General features: G+C 62.5%; 16 protein-coding genes. 10 read left to right on the plus strand and 6 right to left on the minus strand.

From position 1 onward, the window contains the following. Positions 1–42 precede the first annotated feature (42 nt). Genes rplI through rpsF form a run of 3 tightly spaced genes read right to left on the minus strand, consistent with a single transcriptional unit; the run spans position 43 to position 1296 of the window. On the minus strand, positions 43–663 hold the full coding sequence (gene rplI, locus ACQ66J_RS12905; RefSeq protein ID WP_430431948.1) for a 50S ribosomal protein L9: 621 nt from the start codon (positions 661–663) through the stop codon (positions 43–45). Positions 664–677: 14 nt separating this feature from the next. Next, positions 678–932 (minus strand): 30S ribosomal protein S18, encoded by a 255-nt coding sequence (rpsR, locus tag ACQ66J_RS12910; protein ID WP_022701996.1) that lies wholly within the window; start codon positions 930–932, stop codon positions 678–680. Positions 933–945: 13 nt separating this feature from the next. Continuing rightward, positions 946–1296: a 30S ribosomal protein S6 gene (gene rpsF, locus ACQ66J_RS12915; RefSeq protein WP_375549320.1), complete on the minus strand. Its 351-nt coding sequence runs from the start codon at positions 1294–1296 to the stop codon at positions 946–948. Between the two features lie 323 nt (positions 1297–1619). On the opposite strand from rpsF, the gene ACQ66J_RS12920 reads away from it, so the two are divergent. From ACQ66J_RS12920 to ACQ66J_RS12965, 10 genes are all read left to right on the plus strand, one after another. Next, positions 1620–2555 carry a DUF5996 family protein gene (locus tag ACQ66J_RS12920; protein WP_430431949.1) on the plus strand — a complete coding sequence of 312 codons (936 nt, stop codon included), beginning with the start codon at positions 1620–1622 and terminating at the stop codon, positions 2553–2555. 190 nt (positions 2556–2745) lie between these two features. Next, the gene (gene fabD / locus ACQ66J_RS12925) at positions 2746–3687 is read left to right on the plus strand and encodes an ACP S-malonyltransferase (protein WP_430431950.1); all 942 of its coding nucleotides are present in this window, start codon (positions 2746–2748) and stop codon (positions 3685–3687) included. 6 nt (positions 3688–3693) lie between these two features. Continuing rightward, positions 3694–4431 (plus strand): 3-oxoacyl-[acyl-carrier-protein] reductase, encoded by a 738-nt coding sequence (fabG, locus tag ACQ66J_RS12930; protein WP_430431951.1) that lies wholly within the window; start codon positions 3694–3696, stop codon positions 4429–4431. Positions 4432–4617: 186 nt separating this feature from the next. Further along, the gene (locus tag ACQ66J_RS12935) at positions 4618–4854 is read left to right on the plus strand and encodes an acyl carrier protein (protein WP_009800441.1); all 237 of its coding nucleotides are present in this window, start codon (positions 4618–4620) and stop codon (positions 4852–4854) included. A 15-nt stretch (positions 4855–4869) separates the two neighbouring features. Then, a complete protein-coding gene (gene fabF, locus ACQ66J_RS12940) occupies positions 4870–6159 on the plus strand; it encodes a beta-ketoacyl-ACP synthase II (RefSeq protein ID WP_430431952.1) in 1290 nt (429 codons plus the stop codon). A gap of 14 nt (positions 6160–6173) precedes the next feature. Then, a complete protein-coding gene (gene mltG, locus ACQ66J_RS12945) occupies positions 6174–7226 on the plus strand; it encodes an endolytic transglycosylase MltG (protein ID WP_430431953.1) in 1053 nt (350 codons plus the stop codon). Positions 7227–7241: 15 nt separating this feature from the next. After that, entirely contained in the window at positions 7242–8123 is an 882-nt protein-coding gene (locus ACQ66J_RS12950) for a YicC/YloC family endoribonuclease (RefSeq protein WP_430431954.1), read from the plus strand. A 5-nt stretch (positions 8124–8128) separates the two neighbouring features. After that, a complete protein-coding gene (gene gmk, locus ACQ66J_RS12955; RefSeq protein ID WP_375549313.1) occupies positions 8129–8785 on the plus strand; it encodes a guanylate kinase in 657 nt (218 codons plus the stop codon). Between the two features lie 65 nt (positions 8786–8850). Beyond that, positions 8851–10131, plus strand: a complete 1281-nt coding sequence (locus ACQ66J_RS12960) for a DUF2254 domain-containing protein (RefSeq protein ID WP_430431955.1) — start codon at positions 8851–8853, stop codon at positions 10129–10131. Positions 10132–10201: 70 nt separating this feature from the next. After that, positions 10202–12184 (plus strand): alpha/beta fold hydrolase, encoded by a 1983-nt coding sequence (locus ACQ66J_RS12965; protein WP_430431956.1) that lies wholly within the window; start codon positions 10202–10204, stop codon positions 12182–12184. A gap of 24 nt (positions 12185–12208) precedes the next feature. On the opposite strand, the gene rsmA is transcribed toward ACQ66J_RS12965, so the two are convergent. Genes rsmA through ACQ66J_RS12980 form a run of 3 tightly spaced genes read right to left on the minus strand, consistent with a single transcriptional unit; the run spans position 12209 to position 15281 of the window. Then, complete coding sequence (gene rsmA / locus ACQ66J_RS12970) at positions 12209–13063, minus strand: 16S rRNA (adenine(1518)-N(6)/adenine(1519)-N(6))-dimethyltransferase RsmA (RefSeq protein WP_430431957.1); 855 nt, start codon at positions 13061–13063, stop codon at positions 12209–12211. Continuing rightward, entirely contained in the window at positions 13060–14046 is a 987-nt protein-coding gene (gene pdxA, locus ACQ66J_RS12975; protein ID WP_430432255.1) for a 4-hydroxythreonine-4-phosphate dehydrogenase PdxA, read from the minus strand. Before pdxA ends, rsmA begins: the two co-directional genes overlap by 4 nt. Then, the gene (locus ACQ66J_RS12980; RefSeq protein WP_430431958.1) at positions 14046–15281 is read right to left on the minus strand and encodes a peptidylprolyl isomerase; all 1236 of its coding nucleotides are present in this window, start codon (positions 15279–15281) and stop codon (positions 14046–14048) included. Before ACQ66J_RS12980 ends, pdxA begins: the two co-directional genes overlap by 1 nt. Positions 15282–15313: the final 32 nt, after the last annotated feature.

The following is a 15313-nucleotide window of genomic DNA, read 5'->3' on the forward strand; positions in this document are numbered from 1 at the left end:
CTGTGTGAGAGCCGCCCGTCATCCGATCAGAAGATCGAAAGCTTAGCTTTCGGTTTCTTCAGTCTCTTCAGAGGCCTCAGACGAGGTCTCGTAATCATCGTCGTCGCCTTCAACGCCGGACTCAGCGAGTTCGACAGCCTGGGCTTCGGCCAGAGCGCGATCTTCGTCGGCAGCCGCCGCGATCACGTCTTCGCCAGCCGCCTGACGTTCGGCTTCGTCCTCGGTGCGGGCGATGTTGATGGTGATGGTCGCATCCACATCCGCGTGCAGGATCAGGCGCACTTCGTGCAGACCCAGCGTCTTGATGGCGGTGTTCAGGTCCACCATGCCGCGGGTGACGACGAATTCCGGCGTGGAGGCGGCGTCGGCGATGTCACGGGTGGACACCGAACCGTACAGCTGGCCGGATTCAGACGCCTGACGGATCAGCACGAAGGTCGCGCCGTCCAAATGAGAGCCTTCCTCGCGAGCCTTGGCGGCGCGCTCGGCGTTCAGCTTCTCGATCGCTTCGCGCTCGCGCTCGAAGCGTTCCATGTTGGCGTTGGTGGCGCGCAGCGCTTTGGCTTGCGGCAGCAGGAAGTTGCGGGCGTAACCCGGCTTCACCGTCACCACGTCGCCGATGGCGCCGAGCTTTTCGACACGTTCAAGCAGAACAACTTGCATGGTCTTAAGCTCCCTTAATCGACGGCGTACGGCAGAAGGGCCAGAACACGCGCGCGCTTGATGGCGCGGGCGAGTTCACGCTGCTTCTTGGCCGACACGGCGGTGATGCGAGACGGCACGATCTTGCCGCGTTCGGACATGTACCGCTGAAGCAGCTTGATGTCCTTGTAATCGATCTTCGGCGCATTTTCGCCGGAGAACGGGCAAACCTTGCGGCGGCGCTGGAACGCGCGGCGAGCAGGGACGTTGGAGATGGAGATCTCAGCCATGGTCCGGGACTCCCTAGCGGCGTTCGCGGCGCTTGCGGTCTTCGCCTTTGCGAAGCACAGCGCTCGGTTCTTCGTTCAGCTCGTCGACGCGGCAGGTCATGTAGCGCATGACGTCGTCGGCGAAGCGCTGGCGGTAATCGAGGGCGTCAAGCACCTCGTTGCCGGCTTCCATGTCCAGATAGCCGTAATGGCCTTTCCGGTTTTTGTTCATGCGATAAGCCAGTGTGCGCAGACCCCAGTATTCGGTCTTGTGCACTTTGCCGCCTTTTTCCTCGATCAGAGCCTTGAGCTCTTCGATCGAAGATTCCATCTGCGTCGGAGAAACATCCGGGCGCGCGATGAACACGTGTTCGTATTTGTTCATAAGACGTTGTCGTCCCTTCTAAAGGGCTGCGGCGCAAGTCACATCCGAAGGGCCGGATGGTCTCACGTCGGCTCCCCTGGTCCCGCTTGGCCAACAAAGCCAAGACGGACCACGACCAGAGGACCGCAGCCGGTGAAGCCGCGGTGTATAAGCGAAGGGGGGCGGGGAGGCAAGCGGGTCCTGGGGTTTGCGCGTCAGTCTGATCAGTGGGCTCTCAACGCACGCAGTTCCCTTATGGTCTTGAACCCACGCAGTGTTGCAAAAGCTCCGTTTGACCGCTCTTGCCCGCTCTCTAATCTGACGTTGAGAACAAGGAGCGCTCCATGACCCATTGGCCGGATATTCCGTTTCAGCGTTGGCAAGGCACTGGGGCGAGCATTCACATGTGGACCCAGATCGCAGGAAAACTGCGCTTGGCGCTGGCGCCCTGGCTCAATCATTCCTGGCACGCCACTTTCTATGTGAACGCCCGCGGGCTGACGAGCGGTCTTATTCCCGGCTCGGCGTGCGGCCATGAGGTTCAGTTCGACTTCATCGACCATCGGCTGGAGGTGATGTCCACTCAGGGCGAGCGCACCGGATTCAAACTGGAGCCGATGAGCGTGGCGGACTTCCATCGCCGCTTCATGCTTGCCATCGAGCCCCATTGCGGAGCTGTGGACATGCATGGCGCGCCTAATGAAGTGCCTGACGCCACGCCTTTCCGCGAACAGGTGGAGCCGGGCGACTACGACCCGGCGGCCGCTCACGACTATTTTCGCGCCCTGACATGCATCGCACCGGTGTTTGAAAAATTCCGCACCGGTTTTCTGGGCAAGTCCAGTCCGGTGCACTTGTTCTGGGGCAGCCTGGATCTTGCTGTGACCCGGTTTTCGGGTCGCACCGCGCCGCGTCATCCGGGGGGCTTTCCCGCCTTGCCAGACGAGGTGACCCGAGAGGCGTACTCCCATGAGGTGAGCTCAGCCGGGTTTTGGGCGGGCGGCGGCGGGGTGGATGAACCGGCGTTTTACGCTTACGCCTATCCATCGCCCCCGTCCTACAGGGACGCTGAAATCGCTCCGTCGGCGGCCTATTGGCACGATGAGCTGGGCGAGTTCGTGTTGCCCTATGAGGCTGTGCGCACGGCAGAAGATCCTGAAGCTGCTTTGTTGGAATTTCTTCAGACGACCTATCAGGCGGCGGCCGATCTCGCCGCGTGGGACCGTGCAGCGCTTGACTGCCCGATCGGCGTCCCGCGAGCGCCCAGACCTGTAGATTGAGGCCGGGATGCCGGGCTCCTGGTCCTGCCTGACGAACACGGCTGAAATGGATCGCGACCTGAGGGCCGCAGTCCGTGCAGCTGCCCGATACGAATGAAAGCAGGCGCGGGCGCAAGCGGGCCGAGACCTTGCCACCTTAGGCTCGCCCGGCTATCCCGCGTTCAATCAGAGTTGCGAGGGAGGACGCCGCATGGCGCTTGCATTCACATTTCCCGGACAGGGCAGCCAGGCCGTCGGCATGGGCAAGGCGCTGGCGGACAGCTTCGCGTCGGCGCGCGCCGTCTTTGACGAGGTGGACGAGGCCCTGGGCCAGAACCTGTCCCAGCTGATGTGGGACGGGCCGATTGAAGAGATCACCCTGACCGAGAACGCCCAGCCCGCCATCATGGCGGTGTCGCTGGCGGCGATGGCGGCGCTCAAATCCGAGTTTGATGTCGATGTGACGGCGGCGAAGTTCGTGGCCGGTCACTCGCTGGGCGAATATTCCGCCTTGTGCGCCGCGGGCGCGCTGTCAATTTCGGACGCAGCGAAGCTTCTCAAGCTTCGCGGCCAGTCCATGCAGAAAGCCGTGCCGGTCGGCCAGGGCGCCATGGCGGCGCTGCTGGGCGCCGAGATGACGCAGGCCGAACAGGCGATCACTCAGGCCGCTACGAGCGGCATTGTGACCATCGCCAATGACAATGCGCCCGGTCAGATCGTGATTTCCGGCGACAAGGCGGCTGTGGACGCCGCCATCGCCGCGATCAAGGAGATGGGCGTGCGCAAGGCGATGCTGCTGCCGGTCTCCGCACCGTTCCACTGCCCGCTAATGCAGCCTGCCGCCGACGCCATGGCCGAAGCGCTCAAGGACGCGCAGATGTCCAACCCATCCGTGCCTGTGGTGACCAATGTCAGCGCCGGACCGGTGTCGGATGCGGAAACCCTGCGCGCCCAGCTGGTCGAACAGGTCACTGGCAAGGTGCGCTGGCGCGAGAGTGTCGATGCGATGCATGCTGCTGGCGTGGAGCAATTTGTGGAGGCGGGCGCCAAGGTGCTCACCACCATGCTCAAGCGTCATATCAAAGAGGCTCAGGGCACAGCGCTTGTGACCGCCGAAGATCTGGAAGCCTTCGCAGCTTCCCTGAAGGGATAGATTTACATGTTTGATCTGACTGGAAAAAAAGCGCTCGTTACCGGCGCCACCGGCGGCCTGGGTTCGGCTATTGCGCGCGCCCTGCATGCGGCGGGCGCGTCTGTGGCGCTGTCAGGCACGCGAGAAGCGGTGCTGAAAGAGCTGGCGGACGAGCTGGGCGATCGTACAGCGGTCTGCCCGGCGAACCTGTCGGACGCTGACAGCGTCGACGCCCTGCCCAAACAGGCCTCTGAAGCGCTCGATGGCCTCGATATCCTGATTTCCAACGCTGGCGTCACGCGTGATCAATTGCTCATGCGGATGAAGGATGAGGACTGGGACACGGTCATCAAGGTCAATCTTGAAGCCCATTACCGCCTGTCCAAGGCGGCGATGCGGGGCATGATGAAGCAGCGTTTCGGTCGCATCATCGGCATCACCTCCATCGTCGGCGTCACCGGAAATGCGGGTCAGACCAATTATGCTGCGTCCAAGGCAGGCATGATCGGCTTCACAAAAGCGCTGGCCCAGGAAGTCGCATCGCGCGGCGTGACGGCCAATTGCGTGGCGCCCGGTTTCATCGAATCGCCCATGACCGACGCGCTGACCGATGACCAGAAGGCGGCGATTCTCTCCACGATTCCGGCGGGCAAGCTGGGTCAGGGATCAGATATTGCAGCTGCGTGCGTGTATCTCGCCAGTGCGGAAGCAGGTTATGTCACCGGTCAGACCTTGCACGTGAACGGCGGTATGGCGATGATCTAGGCTTGATTGGTCCGGGCGCCCGGACCGACTTGCCAGACAGTGTGCGGCTGGCGTACGAGTTTTCGGCGTGTTATCAGCCCGCACGCTTCACGGGGGGAGGACTTGAACCTTCCTTGCGTAAACAACACCTAGGAAGCGCGACGCCCGCCGGGATGTCCGCAAAACAGAATTTGAAAAGGGACCGACATGTCCGACGTTCTTGAGCGCGTTAAAAAGATCGTTGTCGAGCATCTCGACGTTGAAGCCGAAAAAGTGACCGAGAAGGCTTCCTTCATCGATGATCTGGGCGCTGACTCTCTCGACAATGTCGAGCTGGTCATGGCGTTCGAAGAAGAATTTGATATCGAAATCCCCGACGATGCCGCTGAGCACATCCAGACGGTCGGTGATGCGGTGAAATTCATCTCCGAAAAGCTCGGCTAAGCCGGAGCATATCTCATGTCGAAGCGTCGCGTCGTCGTGACCGGGTTGGGGCTTGTGTCCCCGCTCGGCTGCGGAACTGAACATGTCTGGTCCCGGATTATCGCTGGGGAGTCGGGCTTGGCGAAGATCGAACACTTTGATGTGTCCGATCTGTCCAGTCACGTGGCGGGTATCATCCCGCGCGTCGACGGGCGCAACGGCGGGGGCGAAGGCGTCCCCGGGTCGTTTGACCCAGATGCGGTGATGCCCGCGCGCGATCGCAAGCGCATCGACGAATTTATCCTTTACGGTATTGCGGCGGCTGACGAGGCGATCGCTCATTCCGGCTGGAAAGCCGAGAGTGAAGAGGCCAAGGAACACGCCGGCGTACTGATCGGGTCCGGCATTGGCGGTCTTCAGACCATCTATGACGCCTCGGTCACCTTGCATGAGCGTGGGCCACGCAAGCTCAGCCCGTTTGTGATCCCGGCCATGCTGATCAACCTCGCCTCCGGCCAGGTCTCGATCCGCCATGGCCTCAAGGGCCCCAACCATGCCGTGGTGACGGCGTGCTCCACTGGCGCCCACGCCATTGGCGACGCCGCCCGTCTGATCGCCTATGGCGATGCGGACATGATGGTGGCGGGCGGCGCGGAAAGCGCGATCACCCGTCTGGGCTATGGCGGCTTCGGCGCAGCGCGCGCCCTGTCCACAAACTTCAATGACAATCCCAAAGCCGCCTCGCGTCCGTGGGACAAAGGCCGTGACGGCTTCGTCATGGGCGAGGGCGCTGGCGTCGTCATTCTGGAAGAGTATGAAGCTGCGAAAGCCCGCGGCGCGACGATTTACGCCGAAGTGCGCGGTTATGGCCTGTCGGGCGACGCGCACCACATCACGGCCCCGGCCGATGATGGCGATGGCGGTTTCCGCGCCATGAAGGCTGCGCTGAAGAGCGCCGGACTGTCTCCGTCCGATATCGGTTATGTGAACGCGCACGGCACATCCACCCCCAAGGGCGACGAGATTGAGCTGGGCGCGGTGGAGCGTCTGTTCGGCGATGCGGCGTCTGATCTGGTGATGAGCTCGACCAAATCCGCTATCGGCCACCTGTTGGGCGCGGCGGGCGCGGTTGAAGCCGTATTCTCCATCCTCGCCATGCGCGACGGCATTTGCCCGCCTACACTCAATCTGGACAATCCGTCTGTTGAGACGCCGATCAATCTGGCGGCCAAGGGCGCGGTGAAGAAAGAGCTTTCGGCGGTTCTGTCGAACTCGTTCGGCTTTGGCGGCACCAACGCCTCAGTCGTCTTCGCCAAAGCTGACTAGCGTCAGGATCGGGAATGGGCGAGACGCAGACCCCCGCCACGAAACCTGAAAAGACGCGCGGGGGACTTGCGCGCCTGTTGCTCTGGCTTGCCGGGATTGTCGTTATGCTGGCGCTCATCGCTGCGGGCGCGGCCTATGGCGGCTGGGTCTGGATCAACCAGCAGTTTGAGGCGCTGGGGCCTGCGGCGGCCAATGAAACCGTGCTGCTGCCGCGCGGCGCTGGTCTGATCGCCATCGCCAATCAGCTGGAGCGCGAAGACCTGGTCGACGACGCCCGGTTGTTCCGCGTCATGGTGATGATTGACGGCGGCGACCGTGATTTGCGGGCCGGCGAGTTCGCCATCCCGGAAGCGGCCTCCATGGCTGAGATCTACGATATTCTGCGCTCGGGCCAGACCATCCAGTATCCGGTGACGGCGGCGGAAGGCCTGACCACGGCGATGATCGCGCGCGTGGTTGAGGCTGCAGACGTTCTGACTGGCGAGATCGAGCGCTTGCCGGCTGAAGGAACGCTGCTTCCTGAAACCTATCTGGTCAGCCGCGGCGATACGCGTCAGGGCGTGATCGACCGCATGCAGGCGGCTCAGGACGCGCTTATCGAAGAACTGTGGCCGAACCGGGCCGACGATCTGCCTTTTGACACGCCGGAAGAGGCGATCATCCTCGCCTCTGTGGTGGAAAAAGAGACCGGTATCGCGCATGAGCGTCCCATGGTGGCCTCGGTGTTTGTGAACCGGCTACGTCGCGGCATGCGTCTGCAAAGCGACCCGACCATCATTTACGGCATTACACAGGGCGAGCCTCTTGGCCGCGGCATTCGCCGGTCCGAACTCGACAGCACGTCCAATCCCTATAACACCTATCAGATTGACGGCCTGCCGCCGACGCCGATCGCCAATCCGGGCCGGGACGCCATCGCCGCGGTTCTGAACCCGCCAGAGGGCGAGTATTATTACTTTGTGGCGGATGGCACGGGCGGGCACGCATTCGCCTCCACCCTGGCCGAGCATAATCGCAATGTGGCGCGCTGGCGCCGGATTGAACGCGAACGCGCCCAAGGGGGCTAGCGGGAGGCTATCATCATGACGCTGTCAGGCATGACAGGCTTCGCCCGCACCGAACGGTCGGGCGCTTACGGCGCCATTTGCGTCGAGGCCCGCTCGGTCAACGGCAAGGGCCTGGATGTGCGTCTGCGCCTGCCCCAAGGGCTGGATACGCTCGAAAATCCGATCCGGGAGCTGGCCAAGACACGGTTCACACGAGGGTCGGTGTCGCTGAATGTGACGCTGACCGCACCCGAAGACGCGGGTCTGGCCAGCGTCGATCAGGCGCGGCTGCAGGCCTATATCGAGGCCACACGCCTTCTGGTGGACAAGGGCGTTGTGGAGCGCCCCTCGGCGGGCGAATTGCTGGCGCTGAAGGGTGTGATCACCTCTGAAGACGCTGTGCTCAGTGACGCGCAGATAGGCGCGCGCAACGCTGCCGTGCTCGATGCGGTCGAGGCCGCCTTTGACGGTCTGAAAGCGGCGCGACTTGAGGAAGGCGCGGCGCTGAAAGGCATGCTCGACGCCCATCTTGACGAAATTGCGGAGTTGCGCACCCAGGCCGCGGTTTGCGACAGCGCCATGCCCCAAGCGATCAAGGCCCGGCTTCAGGCCAAGCTTGAAGACCTGCTTGACGGGACGGTCGATCCCGACCGCCTGGCCCAGGAAGCGGCCATGATGGCGGTGAAAGCGGATGTGCGTGAGGAGCTCGACCGGCTCAAAGCCCATATCGACAGCGCGCATGCTCTCATTGACGGGGGCTCGCCTTGCGGCCGGAAACTTGATTTCCTGTCTCAGGAGTTCAATCGCGAAGCCAATACGCTGTGCTCGAAATCGAGCGACACTCAGCTGACCAATATCGGACTGGCGCTCAAGGCGACGGTCGATCGCCTGCGTGAGCAGGTGCAGAATGTGGAGTAGGCGCCATGCACGGTGATCATCTGTCCGGCCCGGTGTTTCGCGGCCAGCGGCGCGGCTTCATGCTGGTGCTGTCCAGCCCGTCGGGCGCAGGCAAGACGACCTTGTCCAAACGGCTTTTGACCCAGAACCCTGATCTGGTGCTGTCGGTTTCGGCGACCACGCGCGCGCCGCGGCCGGGCGAAAAGCATGGCGAAGACTATTATTTCATGGAGCAGGGCGAGTTCATCGCCAAGACCAAGTCCAACGAATTCTATGAATGGGCGAAGGTCTTTGACCATTACTACGGCACCCCGAAAGGCCCGGTCGAAGAGGCGCTGGAGGAAGGTCGTGACGTGATCTTCGACATTGACTGGCAAGGTGCCCAGGCGCTGGCCGAAAGCGCGCCGCAAGACGTGGTGCGCGTCTTTATCCTGCCGCCGTCGCTGAAGCTGCTGCGCGACCGTCTGCACAAGCGCGCCCAGGATAGCGACGAGGTCATTGAGGGGCGGATGAACCGCGCCAAGGCGGAAATCGAGCATTGGAACGAGTATGATTATGTCGTCATCAATGACGATTTCTCCCGCGCTCTGGAAAAGCTCAGCCAGATCCTGCACGCCGAACGCCTGAAACGCTCACGCCATCCCTGGATTGAAGGCTTTGTCGACGCGCTGATGGAGGAATAGGGAACCGGACGCGCAGTTCAGGCGTTTCTATTCATTGAGATTTCTTCGCGCAGAAAGACCCCTTCATGCTGTCCAGGGCCGAGTTTCTCGTCAATCGCGTGCTCAGGTCCATCTGGTTGCGCCCTGCCGCCTACGCCGCAGGCGCCGCGCTGGTCGTGTTGATCACGCCGCTGATCGATCCTTTTCTGCCGTTTGAGTGGAAAGAGCTGGTCTCGGCTGAGACCAACGAAGCCGTGCTGACCATTCTCGCCTCCAGCCTTCTGGCGGTGGCGATTTTCTCGCTCTCCACCATGGTTGCGGCGTTGCGTTCCGCCTCCAGCTCGGCCACGCCGCGCGCCCGCGCCTTGATGATCGAAGACGCCGCGGCGCAGAACGCCATTTCCACCTTTATCGGCGCCTTCCTGTTCAGCCTGCTCGGCGTGATCGGAAGCTTGCTGGGGCTGTATTCAGGCTCTGGCAGAGTGATCCTGTTCGCCCTGACCGTGCTGTTGGTGCTGATCGTGGTGGCGACTTTGATCCGCTGGCTTCAGCGCCTGTCGAGACTGGGCGACGTCACTGAAGCCATCCGCCGTGTGGAGGAGGTCGCCCAGACCGCCTTTGATCATGCGCCAGCGGCGCATAATGTGGACGAGCCGCCGACGCTGGACGACGGTGTGAACCTCTATCCCAAAGCGCCGGGATTTGTTCAGAACGTAGCGCTCGAAGACCTCAAGGCGCTCTGTGAACGTCTGAACTTGCAAGTGGTGGTCAAGGCGCCGCCGGGCGCATTCGCGGACGCCGGGGCGCCGCTGGCCCGGTTGTCTGAACCCGTCGATCCTGCCTGTGAGGACGAGCTGTGCGCCTGTTTCAATCTGGGCTCGGATCGTGATTTCCGGTCCGATCCCTGTTTTGGTCTGATCGTCCTGTCGGAGATCGCCTCCAAGGCGCTGTCGCCTGGCGTCAACGATCCCGGCACCGCCATTCACACCATTCGCGCGATCCAGCGCGTGTTGCATAAATGGTCGCTCAGATTGGCTGAAGCGGCCGATGAGGACATGGATTCAGCGGATCAGACGCAACGCGTCTTCCTGCCCGGCATCTCAGTGCGGCATGCGCTGGACTGCGGGTTTGACCCTATTTCCTTTGATGGCGCGAACCGGCCCGTGATCACCCGCACCTTGCTCAGCGCCCTGTCGGGCCTGAAAGCTCAGGATAAAGCGCTGTTTGGCGCTCAGGCGGATGAGTTGGCGCAATCCATGCTGGCGCGGGCCCGGTCTGCGATACCCCATGAGGCGGACAAGCAGGCGCTGATCGAGGCGGCTGAGCGGTTGGGGTTCAGAGCTGAGGATGCTGACGCGGGCGTCTAGAGTGTGGCGCTTCGCCTAAGTATTGACGCGTGTTAACCTCTCTCCCGATGAAACCCAGGGGAGGGAATCCATGACCTTGAAAACCAGCCTGCTGATAGTCTCGAGCCTGTGTGTTCTGGCGGCGTGCGGTCCGGCCTCCACGGGCCCCGTCACCGTCAGCGCCTCTGAAGCGACCACCGCCACGGCGGGCTCTGTTCAGTCAGAGCCGGAGCTGGGCCATTCCGCCGAAGTGTTCTTCAACACCACCTCTTACGGCATGGGCGCGAGCTCCGGGTTCGCCTTTTCCAGCCAGACGGGCGAGATCCTGATTTCCTCTGATGAAACCGGGGTGATCAACGCCTATGCGCTGGACCCCGAGAGCGGAGACAAGCGCGCACTGACCGCGTCAGAGACAAACGCCACCTATGCGTTGAGCTGGTTTCCGAACGATGACCGCATTTTGGTGACGGCTGATGGCGGCGGGGACGAGCTGAACCATATTTATGTGCGTGAAGCCGAGGGCGCTCTGCGCGACCTGACGCCGGGCGAGAACGTCAAGGCGAGCTTCATGGGCTGGTCGGCGGACGGCTCGCAGATCTGGATCAGCACCAATGAGCGCGATCCGGCCGCGTTTGATCTTTATGCCTATGACGCAGAGACCTATGAGCGGAGTTTGGTCTTTGAAAACACCGAGGCGCTCTCCATGTCCGCGATCAGCCCGGACGGGCGCTGGCTGGCGCTGGACCGGCCGCGCACTTCGGCGGACAGCGATATCTTGCTGGCCGATCTGACTTCGGATGAAGCGCCCGTTCTGATCACCGAGCATGAGGGCAATATCGCTTATGGCGCCTATGATTTCACGGCGGATTCCTCGGCCCTGGTCTACGCCACGAACGAGTATGGCGAGTGGAACCAGGCTTGGAGCTATGACCTTGAAACCGGCGACCGCGCGCCGCTGATCGAAGCGGACTGGGATGTGATGTATGTGGGCTATTCGCCCAGCGGCCAGTACCGGGTCAGCGCCGTCAATAATGACGGCTTCACCGATGTGACCGTGCTCGACACCGCGACGGGCGAGACGGTCAACCTGCCGGACAGCGTGCCTGCCGGCGATCTGGCCGGCGTTCGCTTCAATGAAGACGAAACCCAGATGGCGTTCGGGGTGACCTCATCTGTGGCGCCCAACAACATCCACTGGGTTGATCTTCAGACCGGAACACATCGCCAGCTCACTGAAGCGCTCAACCCCGAGCTCAAGCCCGAAGATCTGGTGGAGGCGGAAGTCGTCCGCTTTGACAGTTTTGACGGCGTGACCGTGCCGGGGATCATGTACCGTCCGCACAACGCCAGCGCAGACACGCCTGTGCCGGCTTTGGTCTGGGTGCATGGCGGGCCAGGCGGGCAAAGCCGGGCGGGCTATAGCGCCGCGATCCAGCACCTTGTGAACAATGGCTATGCTGTGTACGCCGCCAATAATCGCGGCTCGTCAGGCTATGGCAAAACCTTCTTCCATATGGATGACCGCCGTCATGGCGAGGAAGACCTGCAAGACATTGTGGCGGCGGGCGACTATCTGCGTTCGCTTGACTGGGTGCGCGACGACGCCGTGGGCGTGATCGGTGGGTCTTATGGCGGCTATATCACCGCCGCGGCTCTGACCTTCCACCCCGAAGCCTTTGATGTGGGCATCAATATCTTCGGCGTCACCAACTGGGTGCGGACGCTAGAATCGATCCCGCCCTGGTGGGAGAGCTTCCGCGAGGCGCTTTATGACGAGATGGGCGACCCGGCCACCGACGCCGAGCGTCATCGGGCGATTTCCCCGCTCTTCCACGCCGACCAGATCGTCAAACCCATGCTGGTGGTGCAAGGCGCCAATGATCCGCGCGTACTGCAGGTGGAAAGCGATGAGCTGGTCGCCGCGGCGCGTGAGAACGGCGCCATTGTGGAATATGTGCTCTTCCCTGATGAAGGGCATGGCTTCCGCCGCCGTGAAAACCGCATCACGGCGTCTGACGCCTATCTGAACTTCCTGGATGAGTATCTGGCGGGGGAAGACGCCAGCGCCGAATAAATGATCGAGCCGTGCAGCCCGGGGCTAGCCCCGGGCTGCGCGCCAGGCCTCGGCAAGTTTGAAAAAACCTTCGGGCGGAATGGTTTCCGCGCGAGCGCCGGGGTCAATCCCGGCGATCTCCAGAAGCGCCTCTGCGCTTTTACCAGTCTGGCTCGCGGCCGGACCGAGCGATTTACGCAAGGTCTTGCGGCGCTGGCCGAAAGCGCTTTCGGTCACCGTCGAGAGCGCCTTGAGGTCTGAAAAACGCTGATCTTCGGGCAGGGGCTCCAGCACCACCACCGCGCTGTCCACTTTGGGCGGCGGTGTGAAAGCGCGGGCCGGAACGGTGAAGGCGTAGCGCGATTTGGCCACTGCGGCGGTCAGGATGGCGAGCCGCCCGTATTGCTTGTCGCGGGGCGTGGCGACCACACGTTCAGCCACTTCCTTTTGAAACATCAACACAAGCCGCGTCCACCAGATCGGATCGGCCTGCAGCCATTTGATCAATAGCGCCGTGCCCACATTATAGGGCAGGTTGGACGCCAGCATCCGCTCGCCTTCAAAGGGCAGGGCGGCTTCATCCACTTTCAAGGCATCCGCTTCAATGATGGAGAAGCGGCCCGGCGCCGCTTCGCCGATTTGTTCCAGCGCCGGGACAAAGCGGCGATCCTTCTCGATCACCGTCACCCGGGCCGCGCCCTCACTGAAAAGAGCCCGCGTCAGACCGCCGGGGCCGGGGCCGACTTCCATGACGGTGGCGCCGCTCATATCCCCGCACAAACGGGCGATTTTGGCGGTCAGATTGAGATCGAGCAGGTAATGCTGACCAAAGCGCTTGTCCGCGTTGAGCCCGTGTTCGGCGATCACCGCGCGCAGCGGCGGCAGCTGATCCATGCTCATGACGCGGCCTCGCGATTGCGCGTCATCTGGTCCGCTTGGCGCAAGGCCGCGATCAGGCTGTCTGGCCTGGCTATGCCTTTCCCGGCGATGTCGAAGGCGGTGCCGTGGTCCGGGCTGGTGCGGATGATCGGAAGCCCCAGCGTGATATTGACGCCGCCATGAAAGTCGAGGGTTTTCACCGGGATCAGCCCCTGATCATGATACAGGCAGATCGCGGCGTCATACTGAGCGCGCGCTTCCTCATGAAACATGGTGTCTGGCGGCAGAGGACCGATAATATCAACGCCCTCCGCCCGAAGCTGATCAAGCGCGGGAGCGAGGATGTCGATTTCCTCACGTCCCAAGGCGCCATCCTCGCCAGCGTGTGGATTGAGGCCCGCCAACGCCAGTCGCGGCTCCGCCAGCGCGAAATCGCGCTTGAGCGCATCGCGCACCACATGCGCGGTATGGACGACAGCGTCCGAGGTCAAAGACTGGATCGCCGTCAGAATCGGGATGTGGATAGAGACGAGGGCCGTGCGCAAGCCGCCGCCTGACAGCATCATCACCGGACCGCGCGCGCCGTGCATCGGCAGGTCTTCAGTCAGGTGCGCGAGGAATTCGGTATGGCCGGGAAATTTGAACCCGGTGTCATAGAGCCGGGCCTTGGAGACGGGATTTGTGACAACAGCGCTCGCCTCGCCTTGGCGGACAGCGTTCACAGCCGCTTCGATCGAGCGCACGGCGGCTTCAGCCTCGGTCTCACATGCCCCAAGCGCGATCACGGGCAGGAAGTTTGAGAACACCCGGCGCGCTTCATCTGCATCTTTGACCAGTTCGGGGCGCGGAAGGTCAAGCAGCTGCGCCGCCGCCAGAAGGGGCGCCGGATCGCTGTAGACTACAAAGCACGCATCTTCGTCGCGCAAAGCGCGCCAGGCCTTCAGACAGAGTTCAGGGCCGACCCCTGCGGGATCCCCGAGGGTCAGAGCCAGAGGCGCGCAGATCACCGGATTTCGATGGTGGCGTCACGACGCAAATCGCGCAGCCAGCGGCGTGACAGCAGGGACAATTGCTGATTGATCAGCTGGTTTTCGATCTGATCGGTGTTTGGCACGCCAGGTCCGGTCAGCGCCTTGTCGCACAGCACAAAGACCTGTGCGCCCGCCGCCGTATCCAGCACCGGCGTGGCCGAGACCGGCTCAAGTCCGCTCAGGGCGTCACGAATGGTTGGTACAAGCGCGTTCGCGCCCACATCGCCCAGATTGGTGACGAAGACGCCTTCAATGCCGCTGACCACGTCTTCGAGCGCGTCGCAACTATTGATGCCGCTCGCCGCTTCAGACAGCGCCGCGCGCTTTTCATCGGTCAGTTGAGAGTTTGGCAGGGTGATCTGGGTCAGGGTCAGTTGCTCGACCACCTGACCTTCACGGCTGTCGATCAAGGCGATCACCTGAAAGCCGCCGGGCACGCGGATCGGGTTGGAAATCTGACCGGGCTGCATCTGTTCCACGACCTCGGCCACTTGCGGGCGGAGGCCCGATAGCGGCAGATAGCCCGTGTCGCCGCCGGAGCTGGCGCTTGCGGCGTCGGAGAATTGCTGGGCGACCGCCTGGAAAGGCGCGCCCTGGCGCAGCTGGTCATAAATGGTCTGCACAATCCCGACCGCCCGCTCTTCACCGCCATCAGGCGTGATCTGCACGAAAATCTCGCCCAGACGGTATTGCGATTGCGAGGCGGACTGGATGAAGCGGTCCAGCGCCATGTCGATCTGCTGATCAGAAATGCGAATGCGCGAGCGATAGCGGCCGCTGACCAGAATTTGCCAGGCGATTTCCGCTTTCACCTGCTGACGCAGGGTGTTGATGTCGATGCCGCTATTGGTCAGGTCAGCTTCAACCTCTTCCACGGTCGCGCCCGAGCGGGCGGCGATGTCGGCGATGGCGTCATCCACTTCCGCTTCGTCCACAATGAGCTCGAATTCGCGAGCCTGCTGGAGCTGAAGGGTTTCATCCACCAGACCGCGAATGGCCTGATCCTGGATGCGCGCCAGCATCTCTTCAGTGGGCTGCACGCCGGCGGAAGAGATGATGAGCCGCATGCGGTCGCGCACATCCAGCGTTGTGATCGGCTGGTCATTGACCACAGCTGCGATGCCTTCCACCTGTTGGGCGGAGGCGGTGGGCGCAGCGGTCATCATTGCGATGCCGGCGAGGAAAGTCAGCGCGAGTCGGAACGCCATGTAAGAACCATACGGTTAGAGGTGTTCGGGAA

The organism is Oceanicaulis sp. (genome assembly GCF_965284345.1).
GTDB classification, from domain to species: domain Bacteria; phylum Pseudomonadota; class Alphaproteobacteria; order Caulobacterales; family Maricaulaceae; genus Oceanicaulis; species Oceanicaulis alexandrii_A.